Below are 13,783 nucleotides of genomic sequence, written 5' to 3'. Positions count from 1 at the left end.
ATGAGTACGCGCTCGCCGCCCGCTAATGGGTGTATTTGCTTGAGCGGGCAGCGCGCTGTCCTGATGCCTAGATTCAATCAGACCAAGCTGTTGTGAATCGATTCATTTTGTGAGTTGAGACACAAAATTTACCTGAATGGGTTCGCGCTCTCACTTTAATGCGTGTGAGGCCCCAACCCGCGTGGCGGGTGGGGCCTCTACCGAAGATTTGCGCCGGCTAGGGCAGGCTACAATTGCGCGCGCTGCAACGAACGGGCGGCGTCAATGGTGGCCTGGCCCAGCACTCGGGTGCCCTGGTACAGGACTACCGTCTGCCCGGGGGCGACGCCGCGCAGCGGCTCCGTGAGGGTCACTACCAGTTGCCCCGAAACTTCGCCGGCCCCAGGTGCTTCCATCCGGGCGGTCGCCGGAACGGGGTCACCATGCGCGCGTACCTGGGCGTAGCAGTCGAAGTCCTCACCCGTGGCTATTTCCGCGATGGGAAGACCGGCCCATGAGACCTTGATTCCACGGATCTCGTCAATGGCCAAGAGTGCCTCCGGCCCCACCACGACCTTGTTTTCCTTCGGCCGGATCTCCAGCACAAAGCGCGGCTTCCCGTCGGCGGCAGGGGTGCCCAACTTCAAGCCCCTCCGCTGGCCTACGGTAAAGGCGTTGGCACCGGGGTGCTGGCCTACCTTGGTGCCGGTTTCATCAACGATGTCCCCGGTGGTCATCTCGATCTTTTCCGCCAGCCAGCCTGCGGTGTCGCCGTCGGGAATGAAGCAGATGTCGTGGCTGTCCGGTTTGTTTGCCACGGACAATCCGCGGCGTTCTGCTTCGGCACGGACTTCGGCCTTCGACGGAGTGTCGGCCAGCGGGAACATGGAGTGCTTGAGCTGCTCATGGGTGAGCACACCGAGGACGTAGCTCTGGTCCTTGGCCCAGTCTGCTGCGCGGTGCAGTTCGGGGTTACCGTCAGTGTCTTCGATGACTTTGGCGTAATGGCCGGTGCAGACGGCATCGAAGCCCAGGGCGATGGCCTTTTCCAGCAACGCCGCGAACTTAATGCGCTCATTGCAGCGCATGCAAGGATTTGGGGTGCGGCCCGCAGCGTACTCGTCGATGAAGTCCTGGACCACATCCTCCTTGAAACGTTCGGAGAAATCCCACACGTAGTACGGGATCCCGAGCACGTCGCACGCCCGCCAGGCGTCGCGGGAGTCTTCGATGGTGCAGCAGCCGCGGCTGCCTGTCCGCAGCGTGCCGGGCATCCTGGAGAGCGCCAAGTGGACACCGACGACGTCGTGGCCGGCCTCGACGGCACGTGCTGCGGCAACGGCGGAGTCGACTCCGCCGCTCATGGCTGCTAGAACTCGCATGCTGGCTTTCCGTTTGGTGGAAGTGTGTTTGGGGTTGTGTGGCTTTGGGAGCCTGGCTGCATCGCTGGGAAACACAATGCACGCTTACCTATTCTAATGCCTGCAAGGTTCGGCCATAGTTGAGCTACCGAACCCAGGAGGCGCAGGCACCATGGCAGCAGGACAGGTTGACGGAAACATCGTGATCGTAGGGGCAGGCCTGGCCGGTGCCACTGCTGCGCGTACGCTCCGGTCCGAGGGATACTCCGGCCCCGTCATCCTGATTGGCAGCGAAGGCCACAACCCCTATATTCGCCCGCCCCTCTCGAAGGACTACCTGCTGGGCAAGGAAGGCGAAGACAAAGCCGCGGTGGTGCCGCGGGACTGGTACGAGGAGAACGACGTCGACCTCCGCCTTGGCGCGTCCGTCACCGGTATACGGCCGGACGCGGGCACGGTGTTGCTGAACGACGGAACGGCACTGCCGTACCAGTCGCTGCTGCTGGCCACTGGCGCGGTACCGCGCACCATTCCGCTGCCGGGGAGCGAGTTATCAGGGGTCACCACGTTCCGCACCCTTGATGACAGCCGCTGGCTGCGGAAGTCCCTGGACCAGGGTGGAAAGAACGTAGTGATGATCGGCTCCGGCTGGATAGGCATGGAACTGGCAGCAGCCGCGGCTACGTATGGCAACAACGTCACGTTGCTCGGCTTGGAGGACGTTCCGCTGGGCGCCGCGATCGGCCCGGAGTTGGGCCGGTTCTTCCGATCGCTTCATGAAGCCCACGGCGTGGACTTTAGGCTTCCGGCGTCAGCCCACGAACTCAGGGGTTCCGACGGCGCCGTCTCTGCAGTGGTCACAGACAGCGGGGAAGTCCTCCCTGCCGATGTTGTGGTGATTGCCGTGGGAGTTGAACCCGCCGTCGGTCTCGCACACACTGCGGGGCTGAAAGTAGACAACGGCATCCTCACCGACGCGTCCCTGCGGACGAGCGTTCCGGGGATCTTCGCGGCAGGAGACGTTGCCAACGCCCTGCACCCGTTCACCGGAGAGCACTACCGCAGCGAGCACTGGTCCAACGCCCTGAACGGCGGCAAGGTGGCAGCCCGGGCGATGCTGGGCCAGGACGCCACGCACAGCACCATCCCGTACTTCTACACGGACCAGTTCGAGGTCAGCATGGAATACTCAGGCTTCCCCGCTCTGGCAACCGGCACGGAACCGGTGATCCGGGGTTCGCTGGAGGACAAGGAATTCATCGCGTTCTGGCAGCGCGACTCCCGCGTGGTGGCCGGCATGAGCGTCAACTGGCCCCGCACGGAGGGCCCCGGCGCGCAGAAGGTCATCAAGGCCCTCATCTCGGGCCGCCACCCCGTGGGGCCCGAGCGGCTTGCAGACGCCTCAACTGGCCTGGATCAGGTGCTCCTGCCGGAGGCCTGACGAGCCACTGTCCCTGCGGTTTGGATGGAGGATTCGTGCCCGGCCATCCCGGCCGCCCGAGCCCTGGAATAGGCATCCGGCAGTGCCGCAAGCAGCGCGTCAACATCTGCTTCCGTTGACGTGTGGCCCAGGCTGAACCGCTGCGCGCCGCGGGCGGTTTCCTCGTCCAGTCCCATGGCGAGGAGCACGTGCGAGGGCCGCGGTACTCCGGCTGTGCAGGCAGATCCGGTGGACGATTCCACCCCGGCGAGGTCCAAAAGGAAGAGCAGGGAGTCGCCTTCACAGCCGGGGAAGGTGAAATGCGCATTGCCGGGTAGCCGTCCCCCATCAGGGGCTCCCCGAAGGACGGCTTCCGGGATGGACCGCCGGACGCCGTCGATGAGCCGGTCGCGGAGTGCTGTGATCCTGGCTGATTCCTCGGGAAGGCTGACGGTTACGGCTTCGGCCGCCGCAGCGAAGGCGGCGATGGAAGCAGTGTCCAGGGTTCCGGAGCGGACGTCCCGCTCCTGGCCGCCGCCATGCTGCACGGGGGTCAGCTTGACTGCACGTCCCAGCAACAATGCCCCAACCCCAACGGGCCCGCCGATCTTATGGCCGGAAACGGACATCGCATCCAGCCCTGACGCCTTGAAATTAATGGGCAGCGAGCCAAAAGCCTGGACTGCGTCCGAATGGACCGGCACGCCGGCTGCGTGGGCCAGCTCAACGATTTCCGGGATGGGCTGGATGCTGCCCACCTCGTTGTTTGCCCACATTACGGTCACCAGCGCAATGGTTTCCGGTTCCCGCGCCAGTTCTGCTTTGAGGACCGCAAGGTCAACGACGCCGTCGCCGTCCACCGGGAGCCAGGTGACCACAGCACCTTCATGCCGTTCCAGCCACTCCACGGTGTCCAGCACGGCATGATGCTCGACGGCGGAACACAGAATGCGCCGCCGGGCGGGGTTCTCACCCGATCGGGACCAGAACAGGCCCTTGACGGCCAGGTTGTCGGCCTCCGTACCGCCGGACGTGAAAATGACTTCGGAGGGGTGCGCCCCGGCGGCTGCGGCAAGGGTTTCCCGGGCGTCTTCAACTGATCTGCGCGCCCGGCGGCCGGAACCGTGGAGGGAAGACGGGTTGCCGGTGCGGGCCAGCTCCCGGGTCAGGGCAGCCAGCGCCTCTGCGGAGAGGGGCGTGGTTGCTGCATGATCGAGGTAAACGGGCACCCATCAATTCTAGCCGCCGTCCCTGGTATAGATTCGAGCGGTGAAAACGTCCCCCAAAGCCTCCATCTTCCTTGTCCTGGCCACGCTCTTCTGGTCCGGGAACTTTGTGGTGGGACAGGCAGCGGTGACGTCGATGACTCCAGTGGAACTGACCTTCTGGCGCTGGGCGTTCGCTGCCCTGCCGTTATTGGCCTTGGCCCAGATAGTGGACCGCCCCGATTGGCGGGCTGTCCTGCGATACTGGCCCACGCTGCTGCTCCTTAGCTTCCTTGGCATGGGGGGCTACACGCTGCTTCTTTACACCGCACTGCTGCACACATCCGCCTTGAATGCCTCGCTCATCACGGCGGCCAACCCTGCGCTGATCGTTGTCCTGGCTGCAGTGGTGCTCGGCGACCGGCCCGGCGTCCTCGGCTGGGGAGGCATCGGATTGGGGCTTTCCGGGGTTCTGCTGGTCCTGACCGGCGGTGACTTCCAGCGGTTGCTGAGGTTTTCTTTCAACCTGGGCGAACTCCTGATGCTGGGCGCTGTTGCCGTGTGGAGTTTCTACACCATCATCGCCCGCCGCCTGCCGGTCCCTGCGATCTCCGCTACGGCAGTTCAGGTTGCGATGGCCACTGTGGTCCTTGCTCCGGTCGCCGTGGCAACAGGAGCACAGCTGCCCGGGACGGCAGCCGGCAGTTGGTCATTGGCTTACATCGCGGTCTTCCCCTCTCTCGGCGCCTACCTCCTGTGGAACCTGGCCCTCAAGACGACTGCCCCTGGGACGGCGGGCAACTACCTCAACCTCATGGTGGTTTTTACGGCCGTCATCACTGTCCTGTTGGGCGCGGCCATCAGTTTGCCCCAAATCCTGGGCGGCCTGCTGGTGGTCGGCGGCGTTATGCTCACCAGCGCACGTCCCTCCGGAAGATCCCCTGGCATCAAGCCAGGAAAAGAGAGAGGGCTCAAGTGGATGGGGGAACGATGATCAGGCGGGCGGCCACGTCCTGTCGCGCCGCTGCCAGCGTGGACGCGTCGGGGCACGAAACCGAAATGTAGACGGACGAGGACGGAATACTAAACAAACGGGCCATGACGGCCGTCGCCTTCGCTCCCGGCGCAACTGGCTGCTCCAGCACGAGCACCTCAACACGGGGGCCGGGCTTGTCCGGCTCTCCGCCCCAGCGCAGGGTTTCCGTCTTGAGGTATTCAGGGAGGATGCTCGGATCAAGGTAGGCGAAGAGGCCAACTGTGGAGGCCCGGTCATCAGTGGCGACCAGAGGGGTCTGGTTCGTCCGCACCTTCGCGGCGACGAGGCAGCCATCGCTCTTGGCATACTGGCTCTCCCCCGCGACGTTTTCCTTGACTGGCTTCCAGCCCGGCGCGTCTTTCAGCCCGTCGGAAATGCCCACAGGAGTTCCGGGCGCCAGTGTCCCGCCGGCGGCCAAGGGAAGGTCCTTGGCTGCCACCGCCTCGGCGTCATGGCCCGGGGTGATGGTGGGGGTGGCCAGTCCGGGGGTCGAGTGTTCCACCCTGGGGGCGGACGGGTCCTGGATGTCAATACTGCAGCCGCCCAGTACTGCGGCACCCAACAAAGATGCGGTGAGCAGCGTCGTCGCGGACGTTGCTGTGGTCCCCCGTGATTTCATTCCACCCCAATGCCTGGCCGGCTGTCCGGCGCCTCGGGCGTACTTCGCTCCGCCCCTCAAAGAGTCTAAACGTCGCGGAGGTCCTTCAGTGCGGAAAGGAAACAGGCCCGACTGCGGCCCTGGCAGCTACGCCAGGATCCGCCGTCGGGCCGCGCATCAGGCGTAATCCACATCCACTGGCGCCGATGATGCCAGCCACGGGAACCTCAACTGCCGGCGCGGACGTTGTCAGAATGGGCCGTTAAACTGGGCCTACCTGACTATGGGCCCTCCCCGCCGCTGTGGACTGGCCACACCAACAAAAGGACAAGTGCTTGACCGAGAGCAGCAACTCCCATTACCAGGTGCTCCGTATCGCCGTGACAGCCACTGATAAAGAGATCAAAGTTGCTTACCGCCGTGCGGCCCGCAAGGCTCATCCCGATCACGGCGGTGACGCTGCCGCCTTCCGCCGCGTCACCGCAGCCTACGAAACACTCATCGATCCCAAGCGCAGAAGCGCCTACGACCGCTCCTACGCTGCCGGGACCGGGGGCGATTCGGGCAACGCCGATGCCGGTCCGCACTTTGACGCGCCGGCCGCCGGAAGCCACGCTTCAGCCACGGTCCACCGTCCCAACACGCCGCGCAACACAGCCGGCGACGCCCCTGTCTACATCCCGCCCTACGACCCGGCCGCATTCGAGCGGGCCGGCGCGGTCCCGCTCATTCCGCTCGTCCAGGCCAGCCAACAGGTGCACGGCATGCCAAGGAAGCGCGGCATCTTCGGAGCCGATGCCCGCATCCAGCGCGAAATGCGGACCGTTCAGCTCATCAGCAGGCAGATCCTGCCTGCAATACCGGCCGCACGGCTGATCAACGGGTTACAGTCACCGGCTGACAACAGCCACATCGACCATGTGCTGCTGTCCGGGTACCGCCTGGCGGTTATAGGTTCCATGCTTCTGCCCAAAGGCGCGTACGCCTGGGACGGCAGGACCCTAAACCATGGTGGGCGTTCCATCCCTCCTCCACAGTTGGCGCACGTTGTCCGCGCAATGCAGGACATCTTCCCTGAAATGAACGTCACCGGCTGGACCGTTGTGCACAGCCCCGACGGGAACCTGCATGAGCCCGTGATCGACCGCCACAGAAGGTCCGCGGATGCCCTCGAGACGGTCCAGGTAGTAAACGCTGCCGGGCTGGTCCGCGGCCTCAAGCAGTTCCTCTCCTCAGGCCCGGTACCCAACACCGTCAATGTGTCAGTGCTTGCCAGGCTTCTGCGGGGCATGCACTGACCGCAGTGGCTAGGATGGGATGGTGTTCCGCATCCTCTTCCACTCCCCCGAAATTCCGGGCAACACCGGCAATGCCATCCGGCTCGCAGCCATTACCGGTGCCGAGCTGCACCTGGTGGAACCCCTGGGGTTCGATTTTTCTGATGCCAAGCTCCGCCGCGCCGGCCTGGATTATCACGACCTCGCCGTGGTGACCGTCCACAAGAGCATCGAAGACGCCTGGATCGCGCTCGAGCCTGAGCGTGTGTACGCGTTCACCTCGGACGGGGCCGCCAGCTACACGGACATCGCCTACCAGCCCGGTGATGTCCTGATGTTCGGCCAGGAGTCCGTTGGCTTGCCTGAACACATCAAACACGACCCCCACGTGACCTCCACGGTGCGGCTGCCCATGCTCCCAGCGCTTCGGTCGCTTAACCTCGCGAATGCTGCCTCCATCGCGGTCTATGAGGCGTGGCGGCAGCAAGGATTCGCCGGAGCCAAAACCTGACCAGGCCGCCCAAGGCGGATCGCGGCGCCACTGCAGAGGTTGGCGGATTTTTCCTGAACCGGCCAATCCACACACCTTCCTGGCACGAATCACTCCTGAGACATTCCACAGTGGACAAGGAGCGGCAGGTGAGGGCAGCGGAGGCCGCAAGGAGCACGGATCTGCCAGGCCTGCTGGGCACCTGCGGCAACCTGGGCCTGGCTGCTCCTGAACCAATGCCCGGACACCTATGCTTGGAAGTGATGGAAACTCCCAACGCGCCGAATTATGAGGCCCCTGCAGCCGTCACAGAGTCACCGACCGACGTCAGCCAACGCCTTGCCACACTTCTGGGCCGCATCGCCCAGGGCGACCAGGACGCGTTCGCGGAGTTTTACCAGTTGACGTCCCGCCGTGTTTTTGGCATGGCCCGGAGGGTCCTGATTGACCCGGAACTCAGTGAGGACACCACCCAGGAGGTCTTCATCCAGGTCTGGCAGAACGCCGCGAAGTTCAACCCCGACGCCGGAAGTCCACTCTCGTGGCTGATGACTATCTCCCACAGGCGGGCGGTGGACAAAGTACGGTCTTCGCAGTCCTCAACAGACCGCGAAGCCCGGTACGGCGCGAGCAGCCAGGACATCGACCACGATTCCGTGTCCGACGAGGTGGGCAGCAAACTCGAGGCCGAGGCCGTGGTCCGCTGCCTGGAGACACTGACCGAAACACAGCAGGAATCTGTTCGGCTTGCCTACTATGGCGGACTCACCTACAGGGAAGTCGCGGAACGGCTCAATGCAGCAGTACCCACCATCAAGTCCCGCATCCGCGATGGACTGATCCGATTGAAGACCTGTCTGGGGGTGAGTTGAGATGACAGAAATGAATAGTCAGGGCAGCAGCGGCCGGGGAACGTTCGGCGAGACCGTGCCGGCCGACCTCGCGTCGGGCCGCGCCGTCGACCTGGCGGAACTGTACGCCCTTGATGCGGTGACCGACGCCGAGCGCGCGGCGATTGACCAATACATCTCCTCAGCCCCCGAGGCTGAACGGAGATTATTCCAGGAGCGGGTGCGCCAAGCCAGGGAAACGCTGGCGAAGACGTTCACTGCCGAGGAAGAGCCGCCGTCGGACCTCTTTGCCCGTATCATCGCACAGCTTCCGGCCCAGGGTTCCGGTCAGGCAGCCGCGGCCGCGCCGGAGGCCACACCGGCCGTACCGTTGCATCAGCCTGCAGCCGCGGTGGACGGCGACGAACTATCCGCAGCCCGTCAGCGCAGGGAAGATCGACGCCGGCCGGGCAGTGCCCGCCGTTGGCTCGCCGGTGTTGCCGCAGCGGCCGTGATCGCGCTTGGCGGCGTGGGCGTGGGCGCCTACCTTGCAGACCAGAATGATCCGCTCAACCAGGTGATCCGCGCAGAAGACGTCCGTGAGGCGTCGGTGCCGGTCTCCGCCGGAGGTACCGCCACAGTCCTGATTTCGTCCTCCAAAGACGCCGTCGTGGTCAAGATGAACGGGGTTCCCGCACCGCCGGCCGGCAAGGTCTACCAGATGTGGCTGATCCCCAAGGACGGTTCGGCGCCGGTTTCACAGGGGCTGATGGACGAAGCGGCGCTGTCCAAGCCTGCCGTGGTGAAGGGCATCGCTTCGGCGGCGGCCCTTGGCATCACGGTGGAACCCGTGGGAGGCTCGTCCTCCCCCACGTTCCCCACAGTTGCTGCCGCACCTCTCAGCACTTGAGCCCACGAGCCCAACTAGGTAGCAGCAGATGCTGTTATGAGGGCTCATAACGACATCTGCTGCTACCTAGTTGGCTCTAAAAGCCGGCGATCGTTCCTGGTCCGTTGACTGCCACCACGTGGAATGCCTCGGCACTGCGCCCGGCCGGCAGCCCTGCCCGCCCGGCATTTGCCTGCATCCCGGTGCGGACAGCCGCCTCCATGACCTCAACGTCGGGGTGCTGGCTGACATGGACGTGTATCGCCTTCAACTTCGTGTCCACGTGGTCGGTAACGTCCACGAAGTGGTTCTCCCGTTCTTCCGGGCCCGCGTACAGCCACAACCACGGGAGCTTATAGGCTTCCAGGCCGGCTTCGGCGAGTTCCGGGTACGCAAAGGGGTTCTCCAGCGCCGGGTAGACGGCGCGCGTGACCGCCTCGCCGACAGCCAGGTGGTCCGGGTGGCTCTTCTGGATCCGTTTCCAGTTGCGCTCCGGATGCATGGCGAGCACAACGTCGGGCCGGAGTTCCCTGATGAGCTTGACCACGCCCTTCATGACCTCGTGTGAGGGCTCCAGGTAGCCATCCCGCTGATGGAGGTAATGGATATCGGAGACCCCAACGAGTTCCGCTGCCCGGAGTTGTTCCGCCGCGCGCAGGGCGATGATGTCCGCCCGGTGGGCGGGATCGAAGCCGCCGGCATCGCCGTCGGTCATGATGCAGTAGCTCACCTGCACCCCCGCTGCAGTCCAAGCGGCAATAGTGCCAGCGGCGCCGAAGTCGATGTCGTCAGGATGGGCCGCGAAACAGAGCACCCGCCCAACCCGGTGCGTTGCGGGGTTGAACGGGCTCTGTGCTGAAACAGCAGGATCGGTCAAAGAATCAGCCTTTTCGCTTCTTGATTTCTTCCGTGGCCTGGGGCAGAACGTCGAAGAGGTCCCCGATAATGCCGAAGTCGGCGATCTCGAAGACTGGCGATTCGGCATCCTTGTTCACGGCCACAATCACCTTGGCCGTCTGCATCCCGGCCTTCTGCTGGATGGCTCCGGAAATTCCCGCAGAAATGTACAACTGCGGGGATACCGTCTTGCCGGTTTGGCCCACCTGGGCGTCATGGCTGATCCAGCCCGCATCGGTCGCCGCGCGGGAGGCGCCGACGGCTGCTCCGAGGGCGTCGGCCAACTGCTCGACAGGGCCGAAGTCGCCGTCCACGCCGCGTCCGCCGGCCACTACGATGCGCGCATCGGTGAGGTCGGGCCGGCCACTGGCAACCTTCTGCTCACGGGCCGTGATGCGCGCGGCGGCCGCAGTGCTGTCAGCCGGCACGTCAAGCGTGACCGATTCGGGAGCAGTAGGCGCCGCAGCGGGCTCGGGCGTGACGTTGTTGGCCTTGACTGTGAGCACCGAGACCGGCGTGGTGGTCTTCGCGGCGGTGTTGTAGGAACCAGCGAGGACCGATTTGTGTGCTGTACCGTCCTGGTCCACGGCCACTACATCAGTGATGACGCCCGCCGAGAGCCGGATCCCCAGGCGCGCGGCAATTTCCTTGCCCTCCGGGGAGTTGTCCAGGAGCACCGTGGTGGCTCCGGCCGTCTGGGCCGCCGCTGTCAGGTAGGCGGCCTTCGGTGCCACCAGGTAGTCGTCCAGGTCCTGGGCGGACGGGCGGTAGACGCTACTGACGCCGTATTCGGCGAAGGCTGCCGCCACGTCGCTGCTGAGCTCGCCGTTGACAGCTACTGCCGTTTCGCCCAGGGAACGCCCCAACGTGAGCAGTTCGAGGCTGCTCTTCTTCAGCGCGGCGCCAGGGTTGTCAATGAAAATAAGTACGTTTGCCATGTCTGTGATCCCTCTTAGAGCAGCTTCTGGGCGGCCAGGAAGTCCACCAGCTTGATGCCGGCGTCGCCTTCGTCGGTGATGATGGTGCCGGCGGTGCGGGGCGGGCGTTCCTCTGCCGACGTCACCGTGGTCCACGATCCGGCGTGACCCACCTGCGAGGGATCAACTCCGATGTCCGCGAGTGAGAGCGTAGTGATGCTCTTGCGCTTGGCCGCAATGATGCCCTTGAAGTTGGGGTAGCGGGGCTCGTTGATCTGGTCGGTTACCGACACCACCGCCGGCAACGGCGCTTCGACGGTCTCGGAGTACGTGTCGGCGTCGCGGCGCGCGGTGAGCCGTCCGCCGTCGACCTCCAGGGACGAGGCAAAGGTAACCTGCGGCAGGCCCAGCCGTTCTGCCAGCTGTGCTGGCACCATGGAGGTTTCGCCGTCGGTGGAGGCCATTCCGGTCAGCACAAGGTCCACGCGGGCTCCTGCGCCGAGGTGGCGGATGGCCGCCGCAAGGGCGAGCGAGGTGGCGGCGGCATCCGAGCCGGCCAGGGCGTCATCGGTGAGGTGCACGCCTTCGGTGGCGCCCATCTGCAGCGACTTCTTGACGGCGTTCACGGCACCGGAGGGTCCCATGCTGAGGGCGATGACCTGGTTTCCGGCTTTGCTGCCGCCCCGGGCCTCGGCCAGCTGCAGTGCTGCCTCAAGCGCGTATTCGTCCAGCTCGGACAGGATGCTTTCGTCACGGTCCGTGGTGTAGCCCTCCCCGTTGAGGTGCCGGTCGAACTGGGCGTCCGGTACATGCTTGACCAGGACGATGATCTTCAATGTCTCTTCCACTGTATTTACAGCAGCCTTCCATGCTTGTGGATAGCCAGCCGGGTGAGGTCATGGCCGCGGAACGCCCGGGGTACGGGTAGATCCTAGCTAACCATATAGAAGTACCCCGGCGACGTCGCGTTAACGCCTGTGTCAACCGGTTTGCCTATGGAGCAGAAATGACGACGGCGGGCCCCCCTTTCCAGGGAGGCCCACCGTCGTCGGAACTACTTTTTGGCAGAACAGGTGCCGGGGACTTACTGCTCGGCTGCGGCGCCGAGCGTAACATCCAGCGTCTGTTCCTGGCCGTTCCTCTGGACCGTGATCTTGACCTTGGCGCCGGCGGCCTGCTCGCGGACCGCGGCAGTCAGCTGGTTGGGTTCGCTGATGGTCAGGTCGTTGAAGCGCGTGATGACGTCGCCCACCTTGATGCCGGCATTCGCTGCTGCCGAACCCGGTTCGACCGTAGCGACGTCGGCACCGACAGAGAAGCCTGAAGAGGATGAGGTGGATGACTTGTCCTTGACGCTGACGCCCAGCTGGCCATGGGAAACCTTACCGGTGTCGATGATTTCATGCGCCACGCGCTTGGCGTGGTTGATGGGGATGCTGAAGCCCACACCAATGTTGCCGCTGGAGGAGGAGTCGGATCCCGCCGAGGCGATGGCAACGTTGACGCCAATGATCTCGCCCTTGCTGTTGACCAGCGCGCCGCCGGAGTTTCCGGGGTTGATGGCCGCATCCGTCTGGATCACATTGATGGAAATGGAGCCCTGGTCCGTCGGCTGCTGGCTTTGGCCACCGCCCGGTGGCGCAAACTTGAAGCCGCCCTCGTCGTCGCCTTCGGACTCGTCCCCGTCCTTCGGCGCCGCTGACGACGCCACGCTGATGGTCCGGTTCAGGGTGGAAACGATTCCGTCCGTCACTGTTCCGGTGAGGCCCAGCGGGGAGCCGATGGCAATGGCCGTGTCCCCAACGTTGAGCTTGCCGGAGTCCCCGAGGGTCGCGGGCCTCAGGCCGGAGGCGTCGTCCACCTTGATGACTGCGAGGTCGGAGAGCGGGTCGGTGCCCACAAGCTTTGCGGTGATCACCCGGCCGTCACTCGTACGGACCTCAAGTGCCGCGTTGGCCGTCGCTCCATCCAGGGTCACTACGTGGGTGTTCGTCAGGATGTGGCCTTCATCGTCCAGGATGATGCCCGAGCCCGTACCGCCTGAACTGCCACTGCTGGCGCTGATGGTCACCACGCTCGGGGAAGCCTTCAGTGCAGCCGCGGTGATTGCGTTGACGTCGTCTTTATTGTTGACGATGACCGTTTCTGGCTGGCTGCTGCCGACAGCGGAGGAATTCCCGCCGTCGAAGAGGTCGCCCGAACCCACCGTCGCCACTCCGCCGCCCACCAGTCCGGCCGCGAGGATACTGGCCACGAGAGTGCCTACACCGAAACTTGCCTTTCGGCGGGGCGCGTCGGCAGGGTTCGGAGCCAGTGGCACTCCGCCTCCGCCCTGCCCGGCAGAGTGAGCGTGCTGGCCATACTGCGGCTGATGGTACTGCTGGCCCTGGCTGTGGGGACCGGCCTGGTTGTGGCCAGCGTCGTTGTGCGCGCCGAAGATTTGGCCGGGCTGGTGTTGGCCGGGCTGGTGGTTCTGCTCCCCGTAAAAGGGTTCGCGTGGCGGGTAGACCGGACGGGGGGCGCCGGGAAGCTGCTGGGTGGGGTAGCCGGTTGTGGGCTCAGTGTCGAGCCTTTGGGTGGGGTTTTCTCCGGTGCTGGAGCCCGCCCGTGCCTCGGTGGGCTGCTGGTCACCATTGGGCTGCTGGTCCCCCTGGGCCGCTGACACGGGATCGTGCAGCGGTGCCGGGTGGCGAGCGGCCGGCGGTGCTGGCTGCGGCGCGTCGGGCTGCCGCGGATCCCGGGGTTCGGGCGCTGCACCTGGCGTTGGGTTCTCAGTCATTGGACTTCCTTTCATCCTCGTCTGCCATTAACTATGAACCTTTTGGCTGGAACAAATTCGGACGTTGGCTGGGAGCTTCCTGAATGCCTCGACGCCACCGCTCCG

Annotated in this window: 13 protein-coding genes; 6 read left to right on the top strand and 7 right to left on the bottom strand. The window is 64.8% G+C overall.

The window, feature by feature from the left end:
* Positions 1–227: 227 nt before the first annotated feature.
* Positions 228–1,361, bottom strand: a complete 1,134-nt coding sequence (gene mnmA, locus V9L17_RS07375; protein ID WP_337345750.1) for a tRNA 2-thiouridine(34) synthase MnmA — start codon at positions 1,359–1,361, stop codon at positions 228–230.
* Between the two features lie 151 nt (positions 1,362–1,512).
* On the opposite strand from mnmA, the gene V9L17_RS07370 reads away from it, so the two are divergent.
* The gene (locus V9L17_RS07370) at positions 1,513–2,781 is read left to right on the top strand and encodes an NAD(P)/FAD-dependent oxidoreductase (protein ID WP_337350964.1); all 1,269 of its coding nucleotides are present in this window, start codon (positions 1,513–1,515) and stop codon (positions 2,779–2,781) included.
* On the opposite strand, the gene V9L17_RS07365 is transcribed toward V9L17_RS07370, so the two are convergent.
* Positions 2,757–3,989 (bottom strand): cysteine desulfurase family protein, encoded by a 1,233-nt coding sequence (locus V9L17_RS07365; RefSeq protein WP_337350963.1) that lies wholly within the window; start codon positions 3,987–3,989, stop codon positions 2,757–2,759. The genes V9L17_RS07370 and V9L17_RS07365 overlap by 25 nt on opposite strands.
* A 40-nt stretch (positions 3,990–4,029) precedes the next feature.
* Here V9L17_RS07365 and V9L17_RS07360 point away from each other — a divergent pair, with 40 nt between their 5' ends.
* A complete protein-coding gene (locus tag V9L17_RS07360) occupies positions 4,030–4,959 on the top strand; it encodes a DMT family transporter (protein ID WP_337350962.1) in 930 nt (309 codons plus the stop codon).
* Here the strand turns inward: V9L17_RS07360 and V9L17_RS07355 are convergent.
* Entirely contained in the window at positions 4,937–5,620 is a 684-nt protein-coding gene (locus tag V9L17_RS07355; protein ID WP_337350961.1) for a hypothetical protein, read from the bottom strand. The two genes, V9L17_RS07360 and V9L17_RS07355, sit on opposite strands and share 23 nt — an antisense overlap.
* A 314-nt stretch (positions 5,621–5,934) precedes the next feature.
* Here V9L17_RS07355 and V9L17_RS07350 point away from each other — a divergent pair, with 314 nt between their 5' ends.
* The 4 genes from V9L17_RS07350 (at position 5,935) to V9L17_RS07335 (ending at position 9,106) form a co-directional block, all read left to right on the top strand.
* Complete coding sequence (locus V9L17_RS07350; protein WP_337345745.1) at positions 5,935–6,897, top strand: J domain-containing protein; 963 nt, start codon at positions 5,935–5,937, stop codon at positions 6,895–6,897.
* 22 nt (positions 6,898–6,919) lie between these two features.
* The gene (locus tag V9L17_RS07345; RefSeq protein WP_337345935.1) at positions 6,920–7,387 is read left to right on the top strand and encodes a tRNA (cytidine(34)-2'-O)-methyltransferase; all 468 of its coding nucleotides are present in this window, start codon (positions 6,920–6,922) and stop codon (positions 7,385–7,387) included.
* Positions 7,388–7,629: 242 nt separating this feature from the next.
* Positions 7,630–8,238 carry a sigma-70 family RNA polymerase sigma factor gene (locus V9L17_RS07340; RefSeq protein WP_337350960.1) on the top strand — a complete coding sequence of 203 codons (609 nt, stop codon included), beginning with the start codon at positions 7,630–7,632 and terminating at the stop codon, positions 8,236–8,238.
* Between the two features lies 1 nt (position 8,239).
* Positions 8,240–9,106, top strand: a complete 867-nt coding sequence (locus V9L17_RS07335; RefSeq protein ID WP_337345744.1) for an anti-sigma factor — start codon at positions 8,240–8,242, stop codon at positions 9,104–9,106.
* 76 nt (positions 9,107–9,182) lie between these two features.
* Here the strand turns inward: V9L17_RS07335 and V9L17_RS07330 are convergent, their stop codons facing one another.
* The 4 genes from V9L17_RS07330 to V9L17_RS07315 form a co-directional block, all read right to left on the bottom strand.
* Positions 9,183–9,962 carry a PIG-L deacetylase family protein gene (locus V9L17_RS07330; protein ID WP_337350959.1) on the bottom strand — a complete coding sequence of 260 codons (780 nt, stop codon included), beginning with the start codon at positions 9,960–9,962 and terminating at the stop codon, positions 9,183–9,185.
* 4 nt (positions 9,963–9,966) lie between these two features.
* Entirely contained in the window at positions 9,967–10,920 is a 954-nt protein-coding gene (locus tag V9L17_RS07325; protein ID WP_337350958.1) for an electron transfer flavoprotein subunit alpha/FixB family protein, read from the bottom strand.
* A gap of 14 nt (positions 10,921–10,934) precedes the next feature.
* Entirely contained in the window at positions 10,935–11,735 is an 801-nt protein-coding gene (locus V9L17_RS07320) for an electron transfer flavoprotein subunit beta/FixA family protein (RefSeq protein WP_337351036.1), read from the bottom strand.
* 248 nt (positions 11,736–11,983) lie between these two features.
* Positions 11,984–13,678 (bottom strand): S1C family serine protease, encoded by a 1,695-nt coding sequence (locus tag V9L17_RS07315; protein ID WP_337350957.1) that lies wholly within the window; start codon positions 13,676–13,678, stop codon positions 11,984–11,986.
* Positions 13,679–13,783: the final 105 nt, after the last annotated feature.

This window comes from Pseudarthrobacter sp. CCNWLW207, from assembly GCF_037203945.1.
Taxonomy (GTDB): Bacteria; Actinomycetota; Actinomycetes; order Actinomycetales; family Micrococcaceae; genus Arthrobacter.
This window is presented reverse-complemented; position numbering and strand designations above follow the sequence as displayed.